The 3839-nt window shown below is 60.5% G+C and carries 4 protein-coding genes, 1 tRNA gene and 1 pseudogene; 5 read left to right on the top strand and 1 reads right to left on the bottom strand.

Annotated features, from left to right (window positions below):
- From NKH67_RS33745 to NKH67_RS33735, 3 genes are all read left to right on the top strand, one after another.
- Positions 1-538: MFS transporter (locus NKH67_RS33745; RefSeq protein WP_353033052.1), on the top strand; the 538-nt coding region annotated here is incomplete at its 5' end.
- Between the two features lie 814 nt (positions 539-1352).
- Complete coding sequence (locus tag NKH67_RS33740; RefSeq protein ID WP_023679340.1) at positions 1353-1544, top strand: DUF6494 family protein; 192 nt, start codon at positions 1353-1355, stop codon at positions 1542-1544.
- Between the two features lie 120 nt (positions 1545-1664).
- Complete coding sequence (locus NKH67_RS33735) at positions 1665-1922, top strand: NAD(P)-dependent oxidoreductase (RefSeq protein WP_352475099.1); 258 nt, start codon at positions 1665-1667, stop codon at positions 1920-1922.
- Positions 1923-2646: 724 nt separating this feature from the next.
- Here NKH67_RS33735 and selD read toward each other — a convergent pair.
- Positions 2647-3289 (bottom strand): annotated as a pseudogene (gene selD / locus NKH67_RS33730) (selenide, water dikinase SelD); the annotation flags it as partial.
- A 14-nt stretch (positions 3290-3303) separates the two neighbouring features.
- On the opposite strand from selD, the gene NKH67_RS33725 reads away from it, so the two are divergent.
- Positions 3304-3399, top strand: a tRNA-Sec gene (locus tag NKH67_RS33725).
- A gap of 161 nt (positions 3400-3560) precedes the next feature.
- Positions 3561-3836: a hypothetical protein gene (locus tag NKH67_RS33720; protein WP_352475098.1), complete on the top strand. Its 276-nt coding sequence runs from the start codon at positions 3561-3563 to the stop codon at positions 3834-3836.
- Positions 3837-3839: the final 3 nt, after the last annotated feature.

The following is a 3839-nucleotide window of genomic DNA, read 5'->3' as shown; positions in this document are numbered from 1 at the left end:
TTTTAGCCTTGATGCCTTTGCCGGCGGCTTCCTCGTCCAGTCGCTGCTTGCCCTGTGGCTTTTCGAAAAATTCGACCTGTCGCTTTCGGAAGCGGGCTTTTTCTTCTTCTGGTCCGGGGTGCTTTCGGCGTTCTCATTCCCCGTTGCCGCCTGGCTGTCGCGGCACATCGGACTCATCAACACGATGGTGTTCACACACATTCCGTCCAGCATCGCCCTGATGCTGGCGGCGCTTGCGCCGACGCTTCCTCTGGCGCTCGCCCTGCTGCTGATCCGTGCCGCGCTTTCGCAGATGGACGTCCCGACGCGCTCATCTTACGTCACGGCGGTCGTCACGGAGGCGGAGCGGGCAGCCGCCGCGAGCTTCACATCGGTACCGCGCAGTTTGGCTGCCGCAGCCAGTCCCGCCCTGGCGGGCGCTCTGTTCGCTGCCTCCTTCCGGGCTTGGCCCCTGATCATCTGCGGTGCACTGAAGATCGCTTACGATCTGCTGCTGCTGCTGCAGTTTCGGCACCTCAAGCCGCCGGAGGAACGATGAGGCAGCCGCCGGTTTGGGGTGTTTGACCAGGATGGGTCAATCGCGAAGGCAAACGTTGGAAAGGTCATCGATCACTTCGGCTCTGACTCCGGACTTGTCGAATGCCTAATGTCACCCGACATCCTTACGCGATGCCTGCAGACCATCACCCGCAGCGCAGCAGACAACGACGGTCTCCGCTGGTTTCTGCCGATCAGGCAGGCCGTGCTTTGTAAAAGCGGCACCAACCATCGGGGCTGATTTCACCCGCGACAATCTCGGATGCATTCGGCTTCAGGAAATGGGTGCACCCGGCGCAGCGGGGACCTTTGTTTGGAACATCCTAATAAAGCGCCACAGGCTTTGGGGTTGTTTCGGCGCCGCGCGCCGCAGGCTGACCTGTCATGCAGGAAGCAAGCCCACCTGCACCGGCAAATCGCCGCGCCGGTCGTCGACACCTCAAGAAATTTCCGGCGAGACAGCGCTTGGCCTGGCTCACGTTGTGCCGACCCGCAATCTATCTCACCACGATCTTCTTTAATGATCTTTCCTCCCAATCGAACCCAAAGAAGCGCCGAGTGCTGATCAGATCGATTTGAGGTACTCGATCACTCTTTTCCTGATCGGTCAGATCAAGGCCGAGATGGCCGTCATAGTGCTCCTTCCGCGCAAGACGTCGATCGGTTCACTCCTCCTGCCAGCGGTCAACCAAGTTAAGGACCCGACGTCTCCTCCCGGCTCGAGGTCTATTTCAATAAAACCGTGCGTCACCGTCCTGCTTCCTTGATCCCTTGCCTTCCCTTACAATCCCTTCCGGACACAGAGGAGTTCCGCCATGAGCGAAGACGCCGTCAACATGTCGATCCGCAAGTTCCTGAAGGAAGTCGGCGTCACCTCCCAGCGCAAGATCGAGGAGACGGTGCGCGAAGGGCAAATCGGCGGCAAGAAGCTGAAGGTCCGCATGACGCTGACGGCGGAAGGCACCGGCCTCAACCACGTGGTGGACGGCGAGATCGAACTTCCATAAGCCGGGCGAAGCGACCTAGCGAAACGGCCGACGCGGCCGAAAGCGGTCGAGACGGATCAGCGGTTGGAATGGCGTCTGGCCGGGTCGATGTAGTACCGCTCACCCCACGCTCCTGCGACTCTGAGGGAACGCGAAAGACCGACCCTAAGCGGAAGCTCGCTCGCTCCGGGTCAATTCACGGCCATCACCCTTTACGTGTTTGAGCGTGAACCGCTGAAGGCTTCATCGCCGTTGTGGACTCATCCCAGGGTGACCATCACACCTCATGTCGCGAGCTTCTGGGTGGATTGTGGAATCGACCAGATCGCCGATCTCTGCGGTCAAGTCGCAAGAGGAGAGCCTCTGTCCAACAAAATCGACCTCGAACGGGGTTATTGAATCGAAGTAGGGTGTTTACCCATTTAAGCAGCTTCCGATCTTATGAAGCGCGGACATCAGCGCGCGCGTCACCCGGCTATGCATCATCAGCGTGAGCATGCTTTCAAAGAGCCAAGCGAGAACCTTTCCGTCAACCACGGCGAGCGCGGCAACGGAAATTCGTAGCCAGACATCGGCGATTTAGGCTAAGACCGGCAAGGCATGCTTTCCAAGAGCCGCTATTATGACGTGGAAACCATGAATATTATTCTTGATATTGCAAAGCTGATGCTCGAAGTAAAATATACTTGTACGCCAGCGTCATATGAGAGCGTAGGGAGGGGCGAGGTCCGATTTGCAGGCTGGAAGAGGTACTTTTCTCACGTTCACCACGCGCCGAGGCCGCATTGAAACATGCTCTTTTCGTCACGGCTCTCCCGGAGTAAATGGAACACGCTTGGACATCCTGCCCTCCTGCTGGACTGTGCCCCGGCCGACTACAATCTTAGACTAAGATATCAAACATGGAAAGCAAGTCACCATCAGCGGATAGCGACGGCCGCACACCACCTCACTTCTATCGGAAACCAGACGCCGGTCACCAAAACAGTCCGCAGCGTTCGCCGCCAATCCAGCGTGGACAGGGCAGGCGGCGTCTTTGCCTGCCGATCCAGTGGTGGCAGGAGGTGGAGTGCCGCGAACTGGAGGGCGCACCCCGTCATCTGGCGGGAAGCGGAGCGGCCGTTCAGGCCTCTACTACGATTGTCGGCGCGCCGGGCCTGGCATGGCCGATGATGCGAGCCGAAGGATAGCCGTCCGCGACGATCCTCTCGACGAGCGCCGCTGCGTGGTCGGTCTGGCAAGCAACCAGCAACCCGCCCGAAGTCTGTGGATCCGTGAGAAGATGGCGTCGCCACTCGGGCATGCCGGGAGGTAAGCTTACCGCGTCGGCCATAGCTCGCCCAGTTGCGCCGCGATGCGCCGGTGACGTGGCCGTCGACTGCGAGCGAGGCAGCTTCGGAAAAGAGCGGCACGTCGTGGCTGCAAATTATCAGCGTGCACCCGGAACCGCGTGCCATCTCGAGGCCATGTCCGAGCAAGCCAAATCCGGTCACGTCGGTGACGGCGTGGACGCTCGCGTCCTGCGCCAGCTCCGATCCGATCCGGTTGAGAAGGGTGGTGGAGGCGATCATTTCGCGATAGCCGCTCTCGGAAAGCGCCTGCTTCTTGATGGCGGCGGAATAGATGCCGACGCCGAGCCCCTTCGTCAGGATCAAGGCGTCACCCGGCTTGGCGTCAGAATTGCGTCGGATATCTCCGGGTCGGCATGTGCCGATGACTGCGAGGCCATAAATCGGCTCCGGCGAGTCGATCGAGTGAGCCGCCGATGGCGCAAATTTCTGGAGGAGCATCGTCCCCGGTGGGGCGTCCGGACTTCAAATCCGGGAGGGGCCGCGAGTCGGTCTCTGGTGGGTTCGACTCCCACTCTCTTCCGCCATCCTAGTGAGCCAAGATGAATCCGACCGCTTCCTTTCTCAATGACCTGAAGACGACGGCTGAGACCGCCAGGACAACCGAGGCAAGCTTCAGGCGACAAGCGGCCAATCAGATCGCGGTCTGGAACAGGAGCGCGCTTTCGCCTTCAGGCGGCTTAACCTCATGCAGGCGATCTCGGACGCCGTGGCCTCAGCCGAAAGTGAGGAGATCGCCGTGGCCAGCGCTTTGGCCGTCCTGCGCTTGCGACTCGGCTGGAATGCGGACAGCGAGGCGCGCACGGAAGCGATCACGCATTTTGGCCCCGTCGCGCTTGCGTTGTTCCAGGCTGCGAAGCTGCCCGAGCACGAACCCGCCATGTACGCCTCCGGCGAGGGCCGCCTTGCGCGAGCATGGCCCGGTAGCGAGGCTGCGCTCTTAGGGTTGTCCTTACGAGCGTAGTTA

The organism is Mesorhizobium sp. M0968 (genome assembly GCF_040319065.1).
Taxonomy (GTDB): domain Bacteria; phylum Pseudomonadota; class Alphaproteobacteria; order Rhizobiales; family Rhizobiaceae; genus Mesorhizobium.
This window is presented reverse-complemented; position numbering and strand designations above follow the sequence as displayed.

Bases quoted from the DNA above. Each gene is read 5' to 3' on its own strand.
- NKH67_RS33740 (WP_023679340.1), top strand. From the start codon at position 1,353: ATGAGCGAAGACGCCGTCAACATGTCGATCCGCAAGTTCCTGAAGGAA.
- NKH67_RS33720 (WP_352475098.1), top strand. From the start codon at position 3,561: ATGCAGGCGATCTCGGACGCCGTGGCCTCAGCCGAAAGTGAGGAGATC.